This window comes from Paenibacillus sp. L3-i20 (assembly GCF_022180385.2).
In the GTDB taxonomy this organism is placed as follows: domain Bacteria; phylum Bacillota; class Bacilli; order Paenibacillales; family Paenibacillaceae; genus Pristimantibacillus.
The window spans coordinates 2,361,768-2,385,177 of the sequence record NZ_BQME02000001.1; the positions used below are offsets into that span (position 1 = coordinate 2,361,768).

At 41.1% G+C, this 23,410-nt stretch carries 20 protein-coding genes; 16 read left to right on the top strand and 4 right to left on the bottom strand.

Annotated elements, in window-relative coordinates; genetic code table 11:
* Window positions 1-15: 15 nt before the first annotated feature.
* From MFF31_RS11105 to tatC, 12 genes are all read left to right on the top strand, one after another.
* On the top strand, window positions 16-210 hold the full coding sequence (locus MFF31_RS11105; protein WP_238188053.1) for a hypothetical protein: 195 nt from the start codon (window positions 16-18) through the stop codon (window positions 208-210).
* The gene (locus tag MFF31_RS11110; RefSeq protein WP_238188054.1) at window positions 153-749 is read left to right on the top strand and encodes a hypothetical protein; all 597 of its coding nucleotides are present in this window, start codon (window positions 153-155) and stop codon (window positions 747-749) included. The genes MFF31_RS11105 and MFF31_RS11110 overlap by 58 nt, the downstream gene beginning before the upstream one ends.
* A complete protein-coding gene (locus MFF31_RS11115; RefSeq protein ID WP_238188055.1) occupies window positions 750-2,303 on the top strand; it encodes an AAA family ATPase in 1,554 nt (517 codons plus the stop codon).
* A gap of 399 nt (window positions 2,304-2,702) precedes the next feature.
* Entirely contained in the window at window positions 2,703-2,864 is a 162-nt protein-coding gene (locus tag MFF31_RS11120) for a GNAT family N-acetyltransferase (protein ID WP_282570470.1), read from the top strand.
* A gap of 281 nt (window positions 2,865-3,145) precedes the next feature.
* On the top strand, window positions 3,146-3,952 hold the full coding sequence (locus MFF31_RS11125) for an alpha/beta fold hydrolase (RefSeq protein ID WP_238188057.1): 807 nt from the start codon (window positions 3,146-3,148) through the stop codon (window positions 3,950-3,952).
* Between the two features lie 24 nt (window positions 3,953-3,976).
* Window positions 3,977-4,321, top strand: coding sequence for a hypothetical protein (locus MFF31_RS11130; RefSeq protein WP_238188058.1), 345 nt, complete (start codon window positions 3,977-3,979; stop codon window positions 4,319-4,321).
* Window positions 4,322-4,661: 340 nt separating this feature from the next.
* Window positions 4,662-5,192 carry a hypothetical protein gene (locus tag MFF31_RS11135; RefSeq protein ID WP_248565461.1) on the top strand — a complete coding sequence of 177 codons (531 nt, stop codon included), beginning with the start codon at window positions 4,662-4,664 and terminating at the stop codon, window positions 5,190-5,192.
* Window positions 5,189-5,701: a hypothetical protein gene (locus MFF31_RS11140; protein WP_238188060.1), complete on the top strand. Its 513-nt coding sequence runs from the start codon at window positions 5,189-5,191 to the stop codon at window positions 5,699-5,701. Before MFF31_RS11135 ends, MFF31_RS11140 begins: the two co-directional genes overlap by 4 nt.
* A gap of 33 nt (window positions 5,702-5,734) precedes the next feature.
* Window positions 5,735-5,860 carry a hypothetical protein gene (locus tag MFF31_RS25195; RefSeq protein ID WP_282570447.1) on the top strand — a complete coding sequence of 42 codons (126 nt, stop codon included), beginning with the start codon at window positions 5,735-5,737 and terminating at the stop codon, window positions 5,858-5,860.
* A 358-nt stretch (window positions 5,861-6,218) separates the two neighbouring features.
* Entirely contained in the window at window positions 6,219-7,880 is a 1,662-nt protein-coding gene (locus MFF31_RS11145; protein WP_238188568.1) for a PhoX family protein, read from the top strand.
* 78 nt (window positions 7,881-7,958) lie between these two features.
* Window positions 7,959-8,174, top strand: a complete 216-nt coding sequence (gene tatA / locus MFF31_RS11150; protein WP_238188061.1) for a twin-arginine translocase TatA/TatE family subunit — start codon at window positions 7,959-7,961, stop codon at window positions 8,172-8,174.
* Between the two features lies 1 nt (window position 8,175).
* Window positions 8,176-8,913 carry a twin-arginine translocase subunit TatC gene (gene tatC, locus MFF31_RS11155; protein ID WP_238188062.1) on the top strand — a complete coding sequence of 246 codons (738 nt, stop codon included), beginning with the start codon at window positions 8,176-8,178 and terminating at the stop codon, window positions 8,911-8,913.
* Between the two features lie 133 nt (window positions 8,914-9,046).
* On the opposite strand, the gene MFF31_RS11160 is transcribed toward tatC, so the two are convergent.
* Both MFF31_RS11160 and MFF31_RS11165 read right to left on the bottom strand, forming a co-directional pair.
* The gene (locus MFF31_RS11160; protein WP_238188063.1) at window positions 9,047-9,676 is read right to left on the bottom strand and encodes a YfbR-like 5'-deoxynucleotidase; all 630 of its coding nucleotides are present in this window, start codon (window positions 9,674-9,676) and stop codon (window positions 9,047-9,049) included.
* A gap of 256 nt (window positions 9,677-9,932) precedes the next feature.
* Entirely contained in the window at window positions 9,933-11,555 is a 1,623-nt protein-coding gene (locus tag MFF31_RS11165; RefSeq protein ID WP_238188064.1) for an amidase family protein, read from the bottom strand.
* 216 nt (window positions 11,556-11,771) lie between these two features.
* Between MFF31_RS11165 and MFF31_RS11170 the strand changes: the two genes are divergently transcribed.
* From MFF31_RS11170 to MFF31_RS11180, 3 genes are all read left to right on the top strand, one after another.
* Window positions 11,772-13,856 (top strand): methyl-accepting chemotaxis protein, encoded by a 2,085-nt coding sequence (locus tag MFF31_RS11170; RefSeq protein WP_238188065.1) that lies wholly within the window; start codon window positions 11,772-11,774, stop codon window positions 13,854-13,856.
* Window positions 13,857-14,169: 313 nt separating this feature from the next.
* A complete protein-coding gene (locus MFF31_RS11175; RefSeq protein ID WP_238188066.1) occupies window positions 14,170-19,461 on the top strand; it encodes an S-layer homology domain-containing protein in 5,292 nt (1,763 codons plus the stop codon).
* Window positions 19,462-19,901: 440 nt separating this feature from the next.
* The gene (locus MFF31_RS11180; RefSeq protein ID WP_238188067.1) at window positions 19,902-20,549 is read left to right on the top strand and encodes a 2OG-Fe(II) oxygenase; all 648 of its coding nucleotides are present in this window, start codon (window positions 19,902-19,904) and stop codon (window positions 20,547-20,549) included.
* Window positions 20,550-20,713: 164 nt separating this feature from the next.
* Here the strand turns inward: MFF31_RS11180 and MFF31_RS11185 are convergent, their stop codons facing one another.
* Window positions 20,714-21,703: a zinc-binding dehydrogenase gene (locus tag MFF31_RS11185; RefSeq protein ID WP_238188068.1), complete on the bottom strand. Its 990-nt coding sequence runs from the start codon at window positions 21,701-21,703 to the stop codon at window positions 20,714-20,716.
* 129 nt (window positions 21,704-21,832) lie between these two features.
* Between MFF31_RS11185 and MFF31_RS11190 the strand changes: the two genes are divergently transcribed.
* Complete coding sequence (locus tag MFF31_RS11190) at window positions 21,833-22,705, top strand: LysR family transcriptional regulator (protein ID WP_238188069.1); 873 nt, start codon at window positions 21,833-21,835, stop codon at window positions 22,703-22,705.
* A 338-nt stretch (window positions 22,706-23,043) separates the two neighbouring features.
* On the opposite strand, the gene MFF31_RS11195 is transcribed toward MFF31_RS11190, so the two are convergent.
* Window positions 23,044-23,328, bottom strand: a complete 285-nt coding sequence (locus MFF31_RS11195) for a hypothetical protein (protein WP_238188070.1) — start codon at window positions 23,326-23,328, stop codon at window positions 23,044-23,046.
* Between the last annotated feature and the right edge of the window lie 82 nt (window positions 23,329-23,410).

Consider the following 23,410-nt stretch of genomic DNA (forward strand, 5'->3'; position numbering starts at 1 on the left):
AAGGAGTGAATCTGAATGTTAAATAGAAGCAGATCAATCATACAACATTCTACCACAGGTCCGTCTGCCGACATGCAAGCGAAGCTGGATCAGAAGATTGAACAATTGCAGAAGCAAACCGTCAATCAATCATTAGCGGAGAACTTTCCATCATGGGATTTGAATCCGCCTGCTGTATTAGTTCGAAGACGGAGCTCGAAATTGCTATGAACCCTCCGCTCTATTATTCAGAATGGATGCAGCTGTTTAATCAGATAAAAGAGTATGGTCAGGAAGATGAAAAGATTATTGCTGTTCTGGAGAGAGGGAAGCTGGAATGGACGTCGGGCGTTGCGGATAAAATTGTGAATTGTACTTATGAAGTAATAGACTTCAAATTAAAGTATACGACACGCCTATTTCAGCAGGAATTAGATCATTCGCGCGGTGAAGAAGCAGCTATTATTTCTTCTATTATCAATGCCCGCTACCGATTTGAATTACTGTATCGTTTATGCCGACTTTCTATATTTCCGAATGAAATTAAGGAATCCCTGATAAATGTTGTTAGCAAGTATGTTGGAGATTCACAGGACGCTTTATTAGAAAGTGCAAAGCATGATCGAACAGGGCAGCTTGCTTATACCATTAGACATAATGGTCTGTTAAAGAAACATATGCAAGCACCGGCGGCAGCCGCACATGAGCGGATTGAACAGAAAGAGTCTAATGCTAATTCATTTCAGTCTAAAAGAAGGGTGCTATATTAAATGAGTGACTTGCAGACATGTATGAAAACGATGGAACAATATTTGAAAGCGAGAATTCCCTTTATTTCTATACGTACTGCGGAACGTTCTCGTGCACTCAGCTTTATAGCTCAATTATCAACAAAGTTAAATTTAAATATTGGCTACCACACGTTATCTCAGGGAATGAGAGATATATCAACCAATCGGCTTCTTAATGAGGACCGTTCAGTTATTGGCGGACTAGATTATGTGACGCAAAAAATCGGCCAGCTCCAAAACCAAACGTTTATTTTTACAGAGGTGCAAGAGATTGAAGATGATACAAGAATGGCAAGACAGTTGCAAGATGCAGTAATGCTTGCTACGGAAACTGGCGGGGCTATTGTAGTTATTACAAATAATCCTGTCTGGGGGCCGCTGCAGCGTCTTGGAATGTCGATTACTCTCTCTCAGCCTAATGAGGATGAAATGTTGGTTATTATTCGAGAACAAATTAATCCTTACCGGAGCGAGATGTTTATTGAGTGGAGAGAGGCTGAGGAGAGACAAGCAGCGGCTATACTTGCTGGCATTAGCCAAATTGAGGCTGAAAATGTTATTGCAACATTATTAGCTAACGGTAGTATTACAAACGAAAATTTAAAGGAATTAATGCACGCCAAAGATAAAATTTTTGCCGATATTTCTGGTATTGAACGAGTGATTGTAAGAGAGGGCTATCAAATTGGAGGTCTCGATGGTCTGAAATTATGGCTGGAAGCGAATCGTGAGCTATTGACCGCGGATTTGCGTGAACGAGGCATTCGTCCACCAAGAGGAATCTTGTTGGTGGGGGTCCCTGGCTGCGGGAAGTCTTTATCTGCTAAGGCGATTGCCTCCTTATGGAACCTGCCGTTGTATCGTTTGGACTTATCGACCATACATGGACAGTATTTAGGCCAAAGTGAAAATCGTTTAAAAGAAGCATTATCAACAGCCGATCATATGGCGCCATGTGTATTATGGATTGATGAAATTGAAAAGGGGCTTGCCGGTGCAATAGGAGGAGGAGATGGAGGCACCTCTATCCGTCTAGTGGGCCAATTCCTGTATTGGTTACAGGAAAGTCTCGCCAGAGTCTTTGTTGTTGCAACTGCCAATGATGTATCCAAGTTACCTCCTGAGCTACTGCGCAGAGGACGTTTTGATGAATTGTTTTTTGTAGATTTGCCAACTGCCAGCGAACGAGAAGAAATTTTAAAGATCTATATTCAGAAAGGCTTAAAGAGAACCATATCCAATGAATTAATGCATTCTTTAGTGAAAATTTCCGACGGTTTTGCAGGTGCGGATCTGGAAGCTGCTGTTCGTGATGTTGTGAAACAAGCGTTTGTAAAAGGTGATGATTCGATTACAGATGAAACTTTCATAAACATCTTTACAAATGTTGTACCATTATCACAAACAAGCCCTGAACAGATTGAAACGATACGTACTTGGGGAAAAGAAAGAGCAGTACCTGCTGGTAAATTAAATGAAGAACAGAACGGACAAGGTGTTCACCGGCCAAGCGGACGAAAGGTAATTGTATAGTACACGAATGTGATTTGTTGTTTCTAAACAAGAGACCATACACTAAACACTATTTTAAAGTGTACAGTGTATGGTCTTTTTTGTTCTGTGATTTTTTGTGTACTTAGGAAGGAGTGAAATCTTCTAATGAAGGATCATGAACAAGTGTTGCGAGAAGGTAACACTGTGGTAGTTAAGTCGAGTATCTCGTTCAAGTGCCGATCTGCTGATTTGATTAAATGAGTGGCAGTCTCGTGGGGTCACAATTATATCTGACAAGGGATGACTCGATTTCTCGAGAACTACTGTAAATTTGATTCTCACCGTGCTTGCAGCACTCTCACAATTTGAAGGGACACTATATGTGATCGAGTATCCCTTCTATTTTAAATAATATGGAAATTTTATGAAGTTGAACATATCAATGGTGTAGTGAGATTTGACAAGCCTCCGAACCCTTATATCGGATATATTACCAACGTTTATACCCACCCTGCGACTAGAAATCAAGGTATTGGTTCTAAAATTTTTACTGCCATGGAGCGGTGGTCAAAAGAGAAAGGTGTAGACCTTTGCTACTGAAATATATTTGAGGAAGAGATTCTCGCCACACCATAAGCATACTGACTAAAGTTGAGTAATAGCTGTATTCTTACTAGTAACAGGGAAGTGAGTTAACTATTATAAGCTTAAAATGTTATAGTTAATATGTCATCCAAACATGTAACGATCCTAGTCTTGTACTTCTAATATCAGAGAGCACGATTAATACAATAGAACTTTGTCCCCATATGCATGATGATTTATTTAATAGCTTGGGATGCTCATGCGGCTTGCAGTTATTACTCTATAGGAGATGTTATATGCATAAGAATGTATTTATCCGCAATAATGTAAATATTTCAGGAAAAGGTACCAAGCATATGATTTTCGCTCATGGATTTGGTTGCGATCAGAATATGTGGCGTTTTGTTGCTCCTACTTTCGAAAGTGACTATCGTGTTGTACTTTTTGATTTTGTTGGGTCTGGCAAATCTGATATACAGTCTTATGACACTACGCGATATAGCCAATTAGATGGGTATGCACAAGATTTGCTCGACATTTGCGAAGAAATCGATCTAAAAGAAGCTGTCCTCGTTGGGCATTCTGTAGGTGCCATAATTGGGATACTTGCATCAATCAAACGACCAGAGTTTTTCAATCATTTGATTCTAATTGGTCCTTCACCTCGTTATATTAATGAATTTCCAGAATATATTGGTGGTTTTGAATATAAAGATCTCGAAGAACTACTCAACTTAATGGCAAAGAATCATATTGATTGGAGTAAATACCTTGCACCACTGGTAATGGGTAATGCTGAACGTCCTGCACTTGCTCAAGAGCTGGAGGAAAGCTTTTGTTCAATTGATCCCATAATTGCTCAACAGTTTGCTAATACTACTTTCTTTTCCGATAATCGCAAGGATTTGCCTAAAGTGTCAGTTCCCTCTCTTATTTTGCAATGTAGTCAAGATGTAATTGCGCCGCTTGAAGTAGGTGCTTACGTTCATTTGAATATTCCAAATAGTACTTTTCAAATTATGGAGGCAATTGGTCATTGTCCTCATATGAGCCATCCTTTAGAGACTATTGAATTGATAAATGAGTACCTTGATGCTCGCTAATCTGGTCTAGAAAGGGGCTTATCATTGGACGAACAAATAAAAGATGTTGAGAATGGGTACTTTGTCTTAAATGAACAATATAGAATAGTTAATGCAAATGAAGTCTTTCTAAATATAGTAGGATCTGATTATGATATTAAAGGATTAGTGGGATGCCAATTCGACACTTTTTTAACCCCGTCTAGTTCATTGTTTTACCATTTGTATTTTCATACGTTCATTTTAATGAATGGAAAAGTTGAAAATTTGAACCTTGTTATTAAATCTGTTGATGGAAACAACAGTATTCCTATACCTATTCGATTGCATGCAGAACAACGAGTACAGGATGGGAAAATGCTATATGATTGTTTTATTGTTATTGAATAATGAGTAGAACAAAAATACAATCATTCCGCTGAGCTTGTTTTTCTTTGCCCACACCTCATATAAGATTCAAATTTCACGGAAACTACGTAGCATAACTAGCTGCTAGGTTTCTTTTTTTATTCTGGAAGTAGAAAATATGTAACCCCTAGTAACGAAATACTCCTTTCAAAATTTTTCATTGATGTAACTACCGACAATTTTCAGGTCCAAGTGAAATAACTTTAAATGAAAAAAAGTTAATGTCACTAATAGTCAACTCTGTAAAATTAATTTATAATAGAACAAAAGAACTAGGAGATTTAACATCATGAACGAATCGTTTTCCGTCTGCGCCAGCGAAATGTATCAACGAAAGTATATGGACTTTCTATTGACACATTACGTAGATTTGCGGCTGCCGTATCCCTTTCCTGATGCGTTTGGCTTTATCGCAAGTCCCGTCCTGCTGGGGCAGGAATGTTTTCTTTGTTTGGACGATGAAGGGGAAGCCATTGGCGCATTCGGATATATACATGGCACGGGCGAAGGTAACTTCGAAGATCGGCATATTGTGCAGTTGCAGGTAGCCTTCCTGATTGAATCGCATAGGAAGACGGCAGTGTTTCTTCATGGTTTGATGGTGCTCGCTGAGCACATGAACGATCTCAATGAAAAGGTAACTGAGCTCGTATTTTGGTCGGGTACGGAGGATAACTATACGACAAGGATGTTCGGCAAGTTTGCCGAACGAACGAGCATCGGAGAGTCTGCCATTGAATATCGGGTTGCGCTGCCGCAGTTAAATGCCTACTTAGCTAAATTCAGGCGCAAGGCGCCGAGATGGCAATTATTTGCCGGTAGTGTGGATGGTCCGAGGAGGAATCGGCAGTGAGACGTCTCTATGCAACACCATGCAAGCAGGACAAGGACTACGGAAGATTTGCGAGATATTATTTGGCTCACTGCGATCAATTCGACAACCAATATTCGTTTCACGATGCGCTCGCGCATCTGATTGTATCACTGCGCACGAGCCAATTCATGTTATACGACGATGAGGATGGCAATCTGCAGGCTTACATGCAATATCGATACGAGGAAGGCGATAATACGGTATTCATTGATTCCACGATTATATCTCCTGCCTATCGGAGCAGCAGAGTGTTCTATAGGGGTTTTGCGGACTGGGCGCGTAACGTCATGGAAGAACAGCACGGCATTCGGCAGGTTCGGTTCCATGTTCGGGCCGATCATAGCTATCTCAACAGACTATACGCTAAGTTCGCTGAGAGAATCAGCGAGCGGGAAAGCTTCGGCCGCGCAGAATATGTGTACGAGACAACATTCGACGAGCTGCTGCGGTATTTGAGAGTGGCTATTTCAACGAAAACAGGGGACTAATTCATGTGATATTAAGCAAAGGAGGTGACATCAATGATCCCACCTAGATTTGATTATAATAAACAGGGGCAAAAAGGCGGCGGTTTCGGCAAAATCAACATTCTTGAAGCGCTGAAAGCGAGCGAGCAAGTGAGAACTTCTGCGGCAGCGGCGAAATAATCGCAAGCAATGACAAAGGGGCAGTTCAAAATCATCCTAGATGACTTTGAACTGCCCCCATCAAGTTGACAGTATAATAATAAAACTCGTAAAGCGGCCTTAGTCCAGAAATCCATGGTACTGAGGTCGTTTAATTTCGTTGGTTATCGCTCGTAATTGTAAAGGATTCCACTAGGCTGTTGTTTGGTGCTTGAATACGTGGGACACACCATGTTTAATATATGTTACATTGGCTGGGGAATTAGAAAGATCTGGTTTACAAAAACACCATACAACGATGAAGTGCGCTTAACATTTCAACGTTATGCTAGTCCTCGAAGGCAATTAATTTGAGGGAGTGGACACTTTGAATAAGAATATGGATCGCAAAACGTTTCTTTCTTTTCTAGGAACAGGAGCAGCTGCTTTAGCTGCAGCGTCGGCTGGTCTAGGCTCTCTAGACGGTAAAGTTTCTGCAATGTCATCGACTGCTGACCACTTGTTTGGATTTAAGACGAATAAAGTCAGCGGGTATTTTGATCCTATTCAACCCTCGAAAGAAGATAAACTCATTATTCCTAAAAACTTTAAATATGACGTAGTGGCCGCATTTGATGACGTCATTAACAAGGCGGGGGAAAAGTTCGGTCAAGGCGCTGACTATAACGCTTATTTTCCTATTAAGGGATCGAATACCCGTGGATTACTTGTAACTAATCACGAATATACCAATATATTTTCATTGGGTCCCATTGTTGACGATAAAATGACAGCAGAACAGATTAAAAAGGATCTTTATTACCAGGGAATGTCTGTTATCGAAGTTTTCCGTGACGAGAAAGGTACGTGGAAAATGGACACTTCTTCTGAATATGCACGTCGGATTAACGGAACATCTAAATTTGATATTACAGGTCCAGCAAAAGGATCAACTGTACTTGGCAAAGCTACAACCGCAATTGGCACATTCGCGAATTGTTCCGGCGGAGTAACATTTTGGAACACTGTATTATCATGTGAAGAGAACTATGCTGAAACTGCTGCTCATGCAAAACTTCCAGACACGCATTACGGCTGGGTAGTAGAAGTTGATCCTTTTGATAAGTCCTACCTTAAGAAGCATACTGCGCTTGGTCGATTTAATCATGAAAATACTGCAATGGGGATGGCTGCGGACGGCAGAGTGGTTGCATATATGGGCGACGACAAAAAGGATGCTTGTGTTTATAAATTTGTAAGCAAAGGTAAATACGATAAGCTAAAAGGCCGCGCGAACTCCTCTTTGCTCGAAGAAGGCACGTTATATGTTGCGAACCTGAAATCGGGTAAATGGCTACCTGTTACGATTGAAGAAGTGAAGAAGATATTATCCAATGAAAAGTACAAAAATCCATATGGAATTTCCGCAACAAAAGAAGCTCTGCTTAAAAAGTTCAAATCACAAGCCGATGTCGTTACATACTGCCATGAAGCAGCGTTACTGGTTGGAGGTACTCCGACTGACCGTCCGGAAGATATTGAAATTTCACCTTTTGATAATACGGTCTTTATCTGCCACACGAATAATGATATTCATGGTAATATCCATGGTCATATTACACGTATTTTCGAATCAGGCAACGATTTAGCTTCACTGGAATTCGATTTTGAGATTTTTGCTGCCGGCGGCAGGCAGTCGGGATTCAGCTCACCAGATAATTTAGCATTTGATTCAAATGCTAATCTTTGGGTAGTAACTGATATTTCGTCAAGCAGTCATAATAAGGGTGTTTATAAATCTTTTATGAATAATGGATTGTTTGTCATTCCGACAAGCGGTGCTGACAAGGGGACTGCACTGCAATTTGCGTCAGGCCCGATTGAATCCGAGTTGACGGGTCCTTTTTTCACCCCAGATGAAGGGACACTTTTCCTTTCCGTACAGCACCCTGGTGAAATGACAACGGACCTAAGCAAACCAACTAGTAGATGGCCTCATCGTCCAGGTGATAAAATAGCACGTTGCGGTGTAGTGGCGATTAGCGGATTTAAACTTGGCTAAGCAGTACGTTTTGTTTACTATCAGTCATGGATGAATGAATTCTGTGACTGAATACTATCCGCTAGGAGATGAGTAGTTATGCCTTTTGGTAACATTGGAATTGGTGGTTTGGTTTTGATTCTTATTATTGCCTTGATTATTTTCGGACCATCGAAGCTTCCGGAACTTGGCAAAGCTTTCGGGCGTACGTTAAGTGAATTTAAAGGCGCTACACGCGGTCTCGTAAACGGAGATGACGAAGAAGAGAAGAAAGCAGCTGAGAAGGGACAGGAAAACGTCCTTGTAAATAAGTAATATGAAAAATCAAAATGAACAAAACTTACTTGGACATTTGGAAGAAATGAGGGCCCGTATTATACGTACCCTCATCTCTTTTCTAGTAGCGATGGTAGCGGCATTCATCTATGTACGTGATATTTATCAGTGGCTGGTTAGAGACATGGATCAAAAGCTGGTTGTACTTGGTCCATCTGATGTAATGTGGGTGTATTTCATGATTGCAGGAGTTGTTGCAGTCGCAGTAACATTACCGATTGCCGCTTATCAAACATGGAAATTTGTTCAACCCGCAGTGCCGAAACAAGCTGAGCGAGCTACGTTTCTTTTTATACCAACCATTACTTTATTGTTTTTGATCGGCATATGTTTCGGTTATTTTATTTTATTTCCGATGGTTCTTCATTTCATGAATGAAATTGCTGCGAATGATTTTGCCACTATGTATACAGCTGAAAAATATTTTACGTTCATGATCCACATGACAGTTCCGTTTGGTATTTTATTTGAAATGCCAGCGGTTGTTATATTTCTCACCAAGCTCGGGATTGTGAACCCTAGTAGATTAGCAAAGGCTCGCAAACTGACTTATTTTATCCTTGTCATTATTGCGGTAACTATTACTCCTCCAGATATATTGTCGGACATTATTGTGATTGTACCGCTATTTTTGCTTTATGAAATCAGCATTAGTATTTCGAAAATCGTGTACCGTAATCAACTCAAAATGCAGAGTGGACTTAATGCAAATGCATAAATATGTATAGCCAAAAGAGCAGCCATATATCGGTTGCTCTTTTATTATATATGCGCTTAAACAAAATGATGAAAAGTGGTGACATAACCGAGGGGGAGGTTGAAGTTGTAATTGGGGTGAGGAGAAATCGGGGTTACAGTTCCAAAGCTTCCTCAGTAATCTTTTTGATATCTACAGGACAATTGGAGCTTTCCTTAATGATGTCAGGTAAAACATGCTTGAAAAAATAATCAACGCAATGCAGCTTTATGTTTTTGATTTTGATAAGCGCTAGGCGATACATAACTACAAATTCTTTCTCCCTGTTGCCTCTTTGCAATTCAGTAAGTGCCTCGTACACTTGATCAAGTTTATCAGCCACTTCGAGAATGAGACCTTCGACGGAGTCATCTTTGCCTTCGCGCAGTTGTCTGCGGAAAATAGGTTTGAACTCTTCTGGAATATTTTCTTCTATAAAATGAGCAATCATGCCTTCCTCTACCTGCTGCAACATGCCGCGCAGCTCTAGGGAGTAATGCTTAACGGGAGTTTTAATATCTCCGATAAATATTTCACCATAATCATGGCTGCTCGTAATCTCATACAACTTCTTCCAATCTATCGTAACACCATTGCTTTCCTCAATATCTGCCAATGTTTTAGCGTATTGTACAACTTTCCAAGAATGAGCGGCTACGCTGTGCTCTTCAAATTTAAACTTACCGGGACAACGAATAATACGTTCGAGATCATTAAGTGATTGGAAATACGTATGAATTCCCATAGTATGCAATTCCTTTCTTATTCAAATTATTTAGTGATGCAATATAGTAAGTATAAAGAACTTTTGTTATTGGATGATTAATTCTATGTTGGTGATATATAAAAATAAAGACGACTTTTCATTCAGAAGGAATGGGAAGTCGCCTTTATCGTTTTTCAGTAGTTTCGTATGCAGCAGAGCAGGTTCTATTCTATTGCAGCTGCCGCATGAATGATGAAAAGGGAGAGAAAGAGCAATTACAGATGCTGTAATCCAGTTATGGTCTCAAACTTGGTGTATGCACAGGAATAGTTCTTGCTTTCGTAGCTTGCTCAAAGGAATAAGCTAGGTTAAGCAATGTTTGCTCGCTGTATGCTGTTCCCAAGAATGAGATGCCCACAGGTAGGCCTTCTTCTACACTTCCTGCAGGTACAGTTACTTCAGGGAAGCCTGTAGCAGATGCCACGTAGCTCGCTGCATAAGTATCATACGCATTGCAAACATAGGTAGGGTCTTCTTTGTCAAAGCGGTTAGAAGCAGGGCAGGCCAACGTAGGGAATACGATAGCGTCCAGGTTGTTCTTCTTCATAATCTTTTCAATTTCTTTACGGGTTTGCGGCATTTCTTTCTTAACGATCGTATTGTACTCTTTGGAATATAGAGTATCGGCTTTAGCCAATGCTGTCTTCAACCCTTCTAAACGAGCAGGGTTAACAGGTGTTGCCGAGTTTAATACTTCAGGAGATTCACTAATATCGATTACTTCTTGCAGCGTTTTAGGTCCGCCGGCAGGAAGCCAGCTCAAATATTTTTCAAACTGGCTTTTGAATTCCGCATCCCCAATCGGTCCAAGAACCGGAGTCCAGAGGTACTTGGTTTGTTTGGAGAATGTGACAGGGACTACTTCTGTTCCCATGCTTTCCATTTTGGCAATTGCTTGATTCGTAATAGCATCTACTTCAACATTGCCGCCGAAGAAGTCGGTCGCTACGCCGATACGTGCATGCGTAAGCGAAGAAGCATTCAGTGCTTTGGCATAGTCTTGAACATGGCGGTTCGCAGACTTTGTAGCATAGTCTCCTTTATCTGTACCAGCCATCGCAGAAAGCACTATACTAACGTCTTCGACACTACGTGCCAAAGGACCAGTTACGTCCAAAGAAAGGGAAGAAGGGGTAACGCCGCCACGACTAGTTAATCCCATAGTCGGTCTGATACCTACTAGCCCGGTAACATTAGCTGGACCTCTAATGGAACCAGAAGTATCCGTTCCAAGTCCGAATACGGCAAAGTTAGCTGCTACCGCTGCTGCACTACCGCTACTGGAACCTGAAGCATCACGGTTCAGATTGTAAGGATTAAGTGTCAAACCGCCCATAGAGCTATAACCCAATCTGCCATAAGAAGCAGCGAGCTCGGACATGTTTGTTTTGGCAATTACAATAGCTCCAGCATCGATAAGCTTCTGTACGGTGAATGAATTTTTAGTAGGATATTCATTCTTCAGAGCTACAGACCCAGATGTGGTCGGCATGCCAACTACATTAAAGTTATCTTTTACGACAAAAGGAATACCGTGAAGCATGCTTCTTGGTCCTTTCAACTTTCGCTCGGCATCGAGCGCCTTTGCAGTTTCAAGAGCTTGATTGTTAACTGTAATAATAGAATTAATAACAGGACCTTGTTTATCAAAGGCTTCAATACGTTTTAGATAGTATTCCACCAGTTCTTCCGATGTAATTTGTTTTGTATCCAGAGCTTGTGTAACTTCTTCGATGCTTTTCTCAAAAGGATCAAACGTATTTTTTGCTTTTTCGGCATTTGCTTGATTCCATGGTAAAACTGTGAAAACTAGCATAATAACTAGTGCAATTTTTAATTTATTGTATTTTTTGTTCAAGTGTGTTGCCTCCTGATGTCTGATTTTTAGTAGTATGTAATACTCATTTTCTCTCCCTATAACAGTTATCGTCATTTCCTCTGAAAAATTAATATATTTCGACATATTAAGCGTACTCGTTTGTCAATTCGACAATATATAACAAAAAAATTTTTTTTACCGATAGTTATATATAGACATAAATATTGCCTACACAACAAGATGGAGGAGAACAACTTGAGAAAGAAACTACAGTGGAATTTAAAGCTCCAACTATTGGTTACGATGGTCGTCCTAGTATTACTGTCGACATTATCGATGGGGCTTGGGATCAACCAGCGAGTTAAGGATGAAATGACGAAGGATTTCTATGAGGCAACTCGGAAGGAAATCGAACAAGTTAGCGGTGCGATAGACTTATACTTCACTACCGTAAATGAATCGGTTGAATACTTTGCCAAGAGCCCATTAGTTAAAAAGATCGACGGTTCCATCACCTCTTATGTGGATGCGGTAGGCACAGATGGAAGTCTTCAGATGACTCCAGCTGAAAATGGTGGTATAGAAGGTGATATTTATAATTTTTTCTTGGAATATTCTAAGACACATAAAAACGTGCCTTATATCTACTTAGGAACAAAGGATGGCCAATACATACAATGGCCGGACGGTACGACTGTTGATAAATTTGACCCGAGAACAAGAGCGTGGTATACCCAAGCGGTTGAAAATCCTGATAAAATCGTGCGTTCGGGTGCGTATGCTGCTTTTACCACAGGCGCTCCGATTGTCAGCTCTTCTATGACCATTAAGGATAACGCCGGCAACATCGTGGGTGTCCAAGGGGTAGACGTAAGCTTGGATTTTCTCACGAATACAATTAACGAAATGAAAATTGGTAAGAACGGTTATGTCATCCTTGCAGACCACTATGGTACGATCCTTGCAAATCCTAAAAATCCGGAAACGAACTTTAAAACATTAAAGGATCTAGGTGTACCTGATTTTGTAGATATCGATAAGGCAGCAGGTAAAAATTTAAATATAGAGATGAATGAGGAAGAGTACACGGCTAGTGTCTATGTTTCACCGGAAACAAAGTGGAAATATATTGCGATAATGGATGAAAGTGAAGTGGCGGAGTCTGTCAATGAGATCGAAAATATCATTTTCCTCATTATGGCTGTTATTGCGATTATCGCTATCGTAGTAGCTTTGTATTTAGCTAGCGTAATTACGAAACCGCTAAATGCGGCTGTTCAGTATTTGCAGCAAATCGGCAATGGTGACTTGGCAGTCGTTATTCCGGAATCTATGCTGAAAAAGCAAAGTGAAGTTGGTACTATGGTTCGGGCTATTAATGAAATGAAAATGGATATGCAGAAAATGATAGGCGGCATTTCTACTTCGGGGCAAATTGTCTCTCAATCGGCAGACAAACTGATAGACAGCATGGATCAGACACAACAGTCTTCCTCACTTATTACTGAGTCCATCATACAACTTGCTTCCGCTTCTAATGATGAAGCTAACAATGTGATGGAGGGCTCTGAAAAAGTTGAACAGCTCGGCGGAGCAATCGATCAAGTTGCGGCATCCGCTCAGGATATATTGGATCTTGCTCGTCGTACAGCCGAATTGAACCAACGCGGTATCGTAATTGTACAGGAGTTAGTAGGGAAATTTAATAGCACACAACAAGCTTCTGAAGAAACAGCACAGGCTATTAATCATGTGAGTGGAAGCGCAGGTGAAATTAGCGGCATACTCCGTACGATTCTTGAAATCTCCAGTCAGACGAATTTGCTGGCTCTAAATGCATCCATTGAGGCTGCAAGAGCAGGTGAACATGGACGAGGATTCTCTGTGGTAGCTGCTGAGATCCGTAAGCTCGCGGAGCAATCAGCTTTCGCTGCGAATAATATCAGTCACATTATTTCAAATGTAAACAACCAGGTAGGAGCGGCTGTTCAGGCCATTGGTACATCTCGTGAATTGTTTGTAGATCAGGAAACGGCAGTTCGAGAAACTGAATTCATATTTAACGATATTATGGTGTCCGTGAACAGTCAAATGGACATGACGAACCAGGTTGACGGTCATATTCAGTTAATGGTCGAAAAACGAGATGAACTCACAGACGTTTTCACCAATATTTCAGCGATTACGGAAGAGAATGCTGCCATTACCCAAGATGTGTCTGCGGCAGCAGAAGAACAGCTCGCTACGATTGATAATATAGCAGGTTATCTGACTCAGTTGCAGGGGCTTTCTAAGGATCTGGAGAGCAATATTAAGAAATTCAATATCCATAATCAGTGATGTATTCCCCGCAGGGGTAACTCTAGTAAATCAAGCCAGCCCGGGAAGCGTTGTCTTCTCCGGGCTGGTTTTTCTTATGCCTTAAAAGAATTGTAAGCTTCAGAACAAGCGTTACATGGATAGACATGGTAACAGATTTTTTAATAGTCTTAAAGTAGCAGATGGACAAATAGTTATAAGTTATATTCAATGTTGACTGTGAAAATAATAATCTCTTATTTTGATTTTAATATGAATTGACTTGCTGGTATTGGAAGTATATGCTTGAAAAAAATAGTATTTTTATACATTTGATAAAGTAGGAGGAGAAATAATGAAAGAAAGAATTGTAATTCTATTAACAACTATTGCAATTGTATTCAATATAATCGCACCTGGGCTGTTACCAAGAGCTGAAGCAGCAAGGGGAACAGTTACAAAGACCTATACAGCCACGAAGGACACCATGGAAATAAACGGTCATATTCAGTATGACGGCATTCATGATAATGATGGGGATGGTTTTCTAGGTATTGGCAGGAGTAACGACGAATTCGGGAATGTTCGGCAGAGGGCTGGCATAACGTTTGATTTGGGTGTGCCAGAAGGGAGCATTGTATCTGCGGAGTTGGTCTTGACTGTTGCTACAGTTACCAGAAATCCTAACCATACTTTGTATATGGAAACCAGAGGATCTGCGGCGAATGATTTGAATTTTGCAACCTTTCCCTCGTTAGATACGAATAGCCCTTATTCAGATAAATTCACTGCAAAAAGCACCGCAGAAGTACCTATGGGTACTTATCTTCAGAATCAATCCATTACATTTAATGTGAAAAGTGCTGTTGATGCTTTCACAGATATCTCGGATCGTAAAATCACCTTTATGCTCAATGGGAATGAGACAGATGCAGAAAGCGGCTGGTTCTCCATTTATTCCATGGAGACTTCTGGGAATGCTGCATACCGTCCTAAGCTAGTTGTTACATATGAGACTGGACCAGCAAATTCCCCTCCTACGGGTTCCTTTACGATTGTGGAGGGAGCAATGACAGGCACAAGCACAGTAAATCTATCGGTAGTAGGATCAGATCCTGATGCAGGTGATAGTGTTACTCATATGAGATTTGCAAACAGCGCTGCGAATTTGTCCGCTGCATCTTGGCTGCCCTTCAGCAGCACAGCAACATTCAGTTTAACTGGCGGTGATGGAGCGAAGACCATCTATATGCAGTTGAGAGATTCCAACAATGCGATCTCTTCCAGTTCTTCTCAGACCATTCTATTGGATCAGACAGCACCAACAGGTACATTGATCATTAATGAGGGTACTTCACACACAAAGTTATCCACGGTCACTTTGAAAGGAACCTATACGGATGGAAGTGGCTCAGGAGTTGAACAGGCGCGCCTTTCTAATATTAATAGCAGTTGGCAGACCAGTTGGATCAATATCGCTGACTTGAATGGGAGGTCATGGGTCCTTCCGGCTGGCGAGGGAGCTAAGACCGTATATGTACAATATAGAGATAAAGTCGGAAATTCGAGCAGTTCTGTTATTAGCAGTACAATTACAGTAGATAAGACCGCTCCTGTTATTACGAATGTAGAGAATGGCAAAGTATATAAGAGTATAGTTACACCTCTATTTAATGAAGGCAGCGGATCGCTCAATGGAGCCCCCTATTCCAGTGGTACAACTATCACGCAGGATGGAGCGTATGTGCTGTCCGTTACTGATTCAGCAGGCAATAGTGCGGTGGTGAGCTTCAGGATTGACACGACGTTACCTATCGTGTTGGGAGTAGCAGAGGGTGGAGTATACACCACAGGCAAAACGATTACCTTTAACGAAGGAACAGCGACCTTAAACGGGGCTGCTTTTGTTAGTGGTGCACAGGTTGCTCTAAATGGCGTGTATACCCTGGTCGTAACGGATGATGCAGGTAATGTAACGACGATAACCTTTGAGATTAAAAAGGTAGTGCTTATTGTAACAGGAGTAACGAATGGCGGAATTTATAAAAAGAAAGTGACCGTTAGTTTTAACATAGGAACAGCAACATTGAATGGTGCTGCTTTTACTAGTGGTACAGAGATTGATAAGGATGGTGTGTACACGCTGGTTGTAACGGATAAAGCAGGCAATGAGACGACAATTAGCTTTACGATTGACACAGCAGTACCTAAAGTAACAGGAGTAACCAATGGCGGAAGCTATAAAGAGAAAGTAACCGTCAGTTTTAACGAAGGAACGGCGAAATTGAATGGTGATACGTTTGTCAGCGGTACGGAGATAGTAATGGATGGAAATTATACGCTGATCGTAACGGATAAAGCAGGCAATGAGACGACGGTTAGCTTCACAATTGACACAGCAGCACCTAAAGTAACAGGAGTAACAAACGGCGGAAGTTATAAAGAGAAAGTAACCGTCAGTTTTAACGAAGGAACAGCAACATTGAATGGTGCTGCTTTTGCTAAAGGAACAGAGATTGAACAGGATGGCGAGTACAAGTTGATTGTAACGGATGCAGCAGGCAATGAGACGACGGTTCACTTTGAGATAGACACAACAGCACCTAAAGTAACAGGAGTAACGAACGGTGGAACTTATAAAGAAAAAGTGACTGTCAGTTTTAACGAAGGAACGGCAAAGTTGAATGGTATTACTTTTGCTAAAGGAACTGAAATTGATCTAGATGGTGCGTATAAGCTGGTTGTAACGGATAAAGCAGGTAATGTGACGACAATTAGCTTCACAATTGACACAACAGCACCTAAAGTAACAGGGGTAACGAACGGTGGAAATTATAAAGAAAAAGTGACTGTCAGTTTTAACGAAGGAACAGCAAAGTTGAATGGTGTTACTTTTGTTAAAGGGACAGAGATTAATCAAGATGGTGCGTATAAGCTGGTTGTAACGGATAAAGCAGGCAATGAAACGAATATTAGCTTCACGATTGACACAACAGCACCTAAAGTAACGGGAGTAACGAACGGTGGAAGTTATAAAGAGAAAGTGATTGTTGGTTTTAACGAAGGAACGGCGAAATTGAATGGTGATACGTTTGTCAGCGGTACGGAGATAGTATTGGATGGAAATTATACGCTGATCGTGACGGATAAAACAGGTAATGAGACGACGATTAGCTTCACGATCGATACAACAGCACCTAAAGTAACAGGAGTAACGAACGGTGGAAGTTATAAAGAGAAAGTGATTGTTGGTTTTAACGAAGGAACGGCAAAGTTGAATGGTGTTACTTTTGTTAAAGGGACAGAGATTAATCAAGATGGTGCGTATAAGCTGGTTGTAACGGATAAAGCAGGCAATGAAACGAATATTAGCTTCACGATTGACACAACAGCACCTAAAGTAACGGGAGTAACGAACGGTGGAAGTTATAAAGAGAAAGTGATTGTTGGTTTTAACGAAGGAACGGCGAAATTGAATGGTGATACGTTTGTCAGCGGTACGGAGATAGTAATGGATGGAAATTATACGCTGATCGTAACGGATAAAGCAGGCAATGAGACGACTGTTAGCTTCACAATTGACACAACAGCACCTAAAGTAACAGGGGTTACGAACGGTGGAAGTTATAAAGAGAAAGTGACTGTCAGTTTTAACGAAGGAACAGCAAAGTTGAATGGTGTTACTTTTGCTAAAGGAACTGAAATTGATCAAGATGGTGCGTATACGCTAGTTGTAACGGATACTGCAGGAAATGAATCAACCATTAAATTCCAAATTGATACAACCGTGCCAACGGGTACAGTAATCATTCAAAAGGGCGCGGAATTGACTAATGTGATGGACACTACACTTACTCTGACTAGCAGCGACGGAAATAATGGTAGCGGTATAGTGGAGATGCGTTTTTCTAACAACGGAACTGACTGGGAGAGCTGGGAATCATCAGCGACAACAAAAGCTTGGAGTCTTGTAACGGGTGACGGCGAGAAGACAGTATATGTACAGTTTAAAGACAAGGCTGGCAATGTGAGTGAAACAATTAATGACGTTATTAAGCTAGATCAAACGATACCTACAGGCAAAATCGTCATAAACAGTGGTGCAACCACGACAAGTGGCAAGTTAGTGGCATTAACTTTGACTTCTTCAGATGGAACAGGTAGCGGCGTTATAGAAATGCGTTTTTCCGAAGATAATCAAACATGGTCGAAATGGGAGAACGTATCGCCTACGAAAAATTGGAACTTTACGGGTAGCTCGGGATTAAAGAATCTTTACGTCCAATTCCGAGATGGAGCGGGTAATGTTAGTGTGGCAAACAAGGCTTCAATTACCTACCAAGAAAGCTCTGGTTCTAACGGCGGCACTTCTGAAAGTACAGGGAGCATAGAGATCGCATCAAGTCATGGTATTGTTCTTAGTATAGGAAGTAAGTCAGAGAAAGCAGCTAAAGTCGAAGTTAAAATGGTAGAAGGAAAAAAGGTAACTACGGTCTTCTTGGAAGAAACACAGCTTAAAGGGATACTGAATGAATCTGGAAATAAACAGGTTATCACTATTACTGTTCGTAACAATTCCGATATCGTTAATTGGGAGATGAGCGCTGCGCTTCTGAAAAGCTTAGAGAACAACAATGTAGTTATTCAAGTTAATACAGAAAACATTGTATATGCTCTTCCCTTAGTTCAAGCTAACGTTAATAAATGGCGTAATCAATTAGGAAGCGATATCCCTTTGAAGGATATGAAGATCAAGGTAGAAATAATTAATGTTCCTAATTCGGCATTTGTATTCAAAAATTCGAGTGATGGACAGGTTTCACTTGTCGCTCCGCCGGTAAGTTTTTCTATAAAAGGGTTGTATGGGGACAAGGAAATAGAATTAAATCAATTCGATACTTTTGTAGAAAGGCGCTTTGCAATTCCTGTTGGGGTAGATCTTAAACGTATTACGACGGGAGTTAAGCTTTTGTCGGATGGCACGATTGTTCATATTCCGACGAAGATAGTACGTGAAGGAGGACGTAATTACGCCATCCTTAATAGTATGAACAATAGCATCTATGGACTAATTTATAATAAAAAAACCTTTACAGATATATCTAACCATTGGGCTCAAGAAAGTATTAATGACTTAGCGTCAAGACTTGTCATTAATGGAGCAGACGAGCAACGGTTTATACCGGAAAGCGATATTACACGTGCAGAATATATGGCTATTATTATTAGGGCTTTAGGCTTAAGCTCAGCTAATAAGACGGTTCATTTCAAGGATGTTGCGGAGAATACATGGTATCATCAAGTCGTTCAGATCGGATATTCTTATGGGCTGGTCGATGGATTTATTGATGGTTCCTTCAAACCTAATGAGAAGATTACTAGGCAGGAAGCGATGGTAATTCTATCTAGGGCAATGAAGCTTGTAGAGTTGAATAAGGAGATAGACAATACGAAGCAGCAAGAACTAGTTGGCAATTTTTCAGATAGCGAGCAATTGGCGTCTTGGGCCCGTCAAGCTGCAGCGTTAACCATCGAAATCGACGTTATTAGCGGTTACAAAGGCGAGCTTCGTCCACTGCAAAATATTACGAGAGCAGAAACCGCAGCAATTATTCAGCGATTTCTTCAAAAAGCAGATTTCATTTAATAAATAGGTTATATAAAAGAGCTCGATAATTGTCTTGAATCTTGTGTAGGTATATAGAATGCTGAAGCGGATATTAAGGGAATTATAGATTTAATAGATAGAACAGAAGTGAAAATAGAGCTGTTTGGTATTATCCCCTTCATAAGTCACTCTTTGAGGCCCATCTGATAACATGAGGCAGTGAGTGAACATGGAGGGGGTTTTTGTATGGTTAAAGAGAGTCAGTTAAGGATCATTAGAGCTTATTTTGGCTATACCTGTGATCGGCGGTTCGATTGTTATTCCAAGGTAGTCTACTAGTTTTCTTTTGTTTTCTCATCCCATTTTAGGTTACCAGTTTGTTTAAATTTTTGAATTTTTCTGAAATTAATAGAGTTAATCATACCACTTTATGGTATCTTAAATCTTAGTGAATGTCTTAATAAAAGGGCTGTGTAACAATGGTAGGGAATACGACAGCGAAAGAGCAGACGATATTTGATCATGCGGGAAATAAATTACAGACAGAAGATAGAGAGATTCGGATTGTTGCTAAGTATGAAGAACCACTGATTGTCGTATTAGGAAATGTGCTTAGCGATGAGGAATGTGATGAGCTAATTAATCAGACGAGAGAGCAATTGCAACGTTCAAAAATAGGCGAAGATCGTACCGTTAATCAAATTAGAACGAGTAGCGGGGTGTTCTGTGAGGAAAGTGAGATCATTACAAGAATAGAGAAGCGGGTCTCTCAAATTATGAATATTCCTATTGAACATGGTGATGGTTTGCAAGTATTGATGTATACTCCTGGTCAGGAGTATCAACCTCATTATGATTTCTTCGCAGAGACGAGCCGTTCAAGTGCCAACAATCGTATTAGTACGCTCTTATTGTATTTAAACGATGTGGAAGAGGGAGGGCAAACAACATTTCCCAAGTTGAACCTTTCTGTTTTTCCTACAAAAGGCATGGCAGTCTATTTCGAATACTTTTACAGTAATCAAGAAATTAACGAGTTAACGTTGCATGCAGGTACACCAGTGGTAAAAGGTGAAAAGTGGGTTGCAACGATGTGGATGAGAAGACAAATCTTTCGGTCTTCTTAAATGAGATTCTGTTTGGAATGAGTGATAGAATTGAAAAGTTTGGGACAGGGGTTCAAATTTCCCCTTCTCCACTATGTAAATCCACAACCGTATATAGTTGTGGATTTTTGCTGTTGCTCGTTTTGCAAACGCGGCGTAGAACTGCAATTACTATTTTCAGATGCTCAGTCTATTCGTATTCCAATATTCCCAGTTTGCTCTCCCTGTTGCATTCGCTGAAAGGCTTGAAGAGTATTTTGTAAAGGAAACATACTATCAATGATAGGGCGGAGCGAGTGGTGCTCCATAAATTGAAGCATAGCAGTAAACTCTTCACTACTTCCCATTGAGGTGCCTATGATGCTGATTTGAGGATAAAATATGGATCTTGCCGCTAGTTCCATTCGATCACCTGAGCTTGCTCCAAACGTGACGATACGACCATTCGGCTTAATGATATCAAAGTAGTGTGGGAACGTCGCTGGCCCGATGCTGTCCAAGATGAGATCGACTGTATCTCCTGCCATACTTCTCTTCCAGTCGCTATGACTATCAAAGGCATGATCTGCTCCATGAGCAAGAGCTGCTTGTCTCTTTGTTTCACTACGTGATGTGACACTGACTCGTGCACCCGCCGCTAAAGCCATAAGCATGGCATAAGTTGCCACACCGCCACCAATACCAGGAATCAAGACATGTTCACCTTGCTGTAGTCGACCTCTCGTGAACAAAGCACGGTAGGCTGTCAAGGCAGACAAGGGCAATACACCGGCTTCTTCCCAAGACAGGTAATCTGGTTTATTGACAGCATTTCGCGCAGGGATGATGATAGACTCGGCGAATGTACCATCTGAAGGACCGCCTACTATAGCTGGAACGGTCGGGACATCGTGGGTGAGTTCCCATCCGATACACGGATTAATAATTACATCGGAACCTACTGTAAGGTTGGTTACACCATCACCTATCGCCTCGATTGTTCCAGCGCCATCAGAGCCCATAATCAGAGGGGCATCCCCATCTGTTCGACTTGCCATAAGGAATAAGTCTCTATGATTTAACCCTGCAATTTTCAGTCTTACCTTTACTTCTCCGTAGCTTGGTTGTTTGTCTATAACGTCTTTATATGTCAGGCCTTCGAGCCCACTCATTCCAGTATGTACAATTGCCTTCATCCTATTTCCTCCCGTAATTCGATTAATGATGAATCTTTATCAAATTGTACATAGTGGGAGTCTTGCAGTAAAATGAACAAAACCGAATGTGAGTATCATAAATGATCATACCAAGCAGGTGACATAGAGATGGAAAGCGGAGATCTAAAAATATTTCAAGCCGTAGCTCGAGAGGGTAGTATAACGAAGGCTGCGCAAATGTTGAACTATGTACAGTCTAATGTGACTGCGCGCATTCAATACCTTGAGGCTCAGTTAGAAATCCCCCTTTTTCGGCGATCCAATCGAGGAATGACGCTAACCGCAGCGGGCGAGAATTTACTAGAATATGCGGATAAAATACTGACTCTAATGGATGAGGCTGTGAAATCCACACAATACTCGGATATTCCGGCAGGGCCTCTTCGGATAGGTTCTATTGAAACGACTGCAGCGATTCATCTGACACCTCTACTTTCCGGATATCACTCAAGATATCCAGATGTAAATATATCGCTCATTACGGGTGTGACGCATGGTCTCCTACAAAAGGTGTTGGACTACGAGCTTGATGGGGCTTTTGTCTATGGACCTATTGATTGTCCGGAAATAGAGCATGTTAAGGCTTTCGAAGAGGAGTTGGTACTCATCTCGGAGCCGGGAAAAAGTGACATGAATGAGTTGCTCACGAAACCGATGTTGTTTTTCGACGTTGGATGTACGCATCGAGCAAAAGCTGAGAGTTTTTTAAGAGAGACGGGCCTGACCACATATCAGATTATGGAGTTTGGAACTTTAGCAGTTATTGTAGACGGGGTTTCCGCTGGACTCGGTGTATCTTTGCTGCCACGATCGACGATTGCCAAAGCGGAAGAAGCAGGAATAGTTGCCTCCCACCGCTTGCCTGAAGAGTACCGAGGTTTACAGGTATGGTTTGTACATAGGCGTGACAACATTTACTCTAGTGCGCTGTTAAAATTAATACAATTAATTAATGATAAGCACTGCAAGTTAATCCCCTGATTGGTCTCGTCGGGACAAAAAATAGTGAACGATTCCATTAAATTGATTTGGTTCCTCGACAAATGGAAGATGACCTGCGCCCGATATAACCGTTTTGGATGAGTGCTGTATGTGACGATGCAAAAAGTAGGCAGTCTTTATGTTATCGGGATGGTCTTGATTAGATACTATGATGTGGGTTGGAACTGGTATTATCCCCTCCAAGTTCACTCATTGCCTCATGTTATCACATGGGTTTTTAAGATTGTCTACTTGAAGGGGATAATACCATGCTTCATCATGGCTTACTTACGGTATTTTTGTTTACTTGATCTACAGAGCTTTAAACGGGCGAAGTACTAGACAGTTAGTCTGCGCAAAAGACGGAGAAGACGTCTGATTTGGCGTCTCAGTCTGCGAATTTCATTACGGTTGCCACCTTGGCGAATTAATCTGCGCAAGCGAATGCGAAGACGTCTAATTATGCGTCTCAGTCTGCGGATGCGTTCACGTCTGCGTCTTCCGCGGCATCCCTCAAAATCACGATCAAACTCACGATCAAACTCACGATCTAGTTCTCCGTCAAACTCACGATCAAAATCCTCATCGCCACGCCTGTTGCTAATCTCTACCTTTTTGCTCATATCCATCCCTCTTTCTGTTAAGAATAGTTCATTCTATTCAGAAAAAATAAGATGGTATAGATAGATTGATAGGTAGATTAAT